The following is a 1287-nucleotide window of genomic DNA, read 5'->3' on the forward strand; positions in this document are numbered from 1 at the left end:
AAAAGTCAGAATACGTGCAATTAACGCAAACGTATCGTTCAACCCAACAAATTACCGATTACTCAAAGGCCATTTTGATTAACGGTGCCCAAATTGATGCCTTTGAACGTGAGGGTGACAAGCCAGTTGTTAAGATTTTGCCATCACAAGATAAGATGGTTGAAGCAACCTTGATGCAATTGGTCGCTAATGATGAAGCTGACGAAACAACGGCAATCATTACCAAGACACTGGCAGATGCGGAAGTTGCGTACGAGGCACTCCGTGAACGCGCTGACGTGACCATTATTCGGACCGAGAATCAACGTCTGGTACCTGGCACAATTATCGTGCCAGCCTACTTGGCTAAGGGACTTGAATTTGACGCTGTCATTATGTGGGATGCTTCAGAAGGCGTTTACCACGGCGATGATGAACGTCAGTTGGTCTACACAATTGCATCACGTGCTATGCACCAGTTAACGGTCTTAGCTGTAACATCATTGACGCCATTGCTGGCCGAAGTTGACGAGCGTTTGTACGAAAAGGGGTAAGAACCATGAGTGAGGCACCGTTTAATTATGCGGTATTTCAGCGTGATGAATGGCACGAATTAGTCGTGCCTGCAGCTGACCGAGATACATCTCACGTCACACCAAAGGTATTGGGAGAAATTAAAGCGTTTAATGACCAAATTTCAATGAGTGATGTCGCCGATGTTTATGATCCATTGGTCCATTACATTAAGTTGCGCCATGCACAGTATTTGCGTGATCGTGAAGAACGTGAGCGCTTTTTAGGTCGCGCAATTAAGCCAAGCCCGTTTGTTATTGGCATTGCTGGTTCGGTGGCTGTTGGTAAATCAACCACAGCCCGGTTGCTCCAATACATGTTGCAAGCGGAGTATGGTGAACAAAACGTTGCCTTAACGACAACGGATGGTTTCTTGTTGCCTAATGAAGAATTGCAAGCACAAGGTATTTTTGATCGGAAGGGTTTCCCAGAATCATACGATATGCCAGCGCTGCTTGAATTTATGAATAACGTTAAAGATGGTGATGAAGTCGTTCGGTCACCACGCTATTCGCACGACATATCAGATGTCTTAGTGAATGAATTCGACACGTTTAAGCGCCCAGAGATTTTTATTGTCGAGGGTATTAATACGTTACAAGCGGCGCCTAATTCGCCAGTCTACTTGTCAGACTTCTTTGATTTGTCGTTATATGTGGATGCAGAGACATCATTAATTGAGCATTGGTACATTGATCGATTTGAGGCGTTGCTGCAACAGGCAAAGGAAGAGGC

At 45.1% G+C, this 1287-nt stretch carries 2 protein-coding genes; both read left to right on the forward strand.

The genetic code is table 11. The features are described 5' to 3' along the window. Positions 1-533: ATP-binding domain-containing protein (locus tag WEIDD23_RS14130; RefSeq protein WP_242865347.1), on the forward strand; the 533-nt coding region annotated here is incomplete at its 5' end. 5 nt (positions 534-538) lie between these two features. Further along, on the forward strand, positions 539-1287 hold a 749-nt coding region (coaA, locus tag WEIDD23_RS00290), incomplete at its 3' end, for a type I pantothenate kinase (RefSeq protein WP_062358728.1).

This window comes from Weissella sp. DD23 (assembly GCF_001579105.1).
In the GTDB taxonomy this organism is placed as follows: domain Bacteria; phylum Bacillota; class Bacilli; order Lactobacillales; family Lactobacillaceae; genus Weissella; species Weissella cibaria.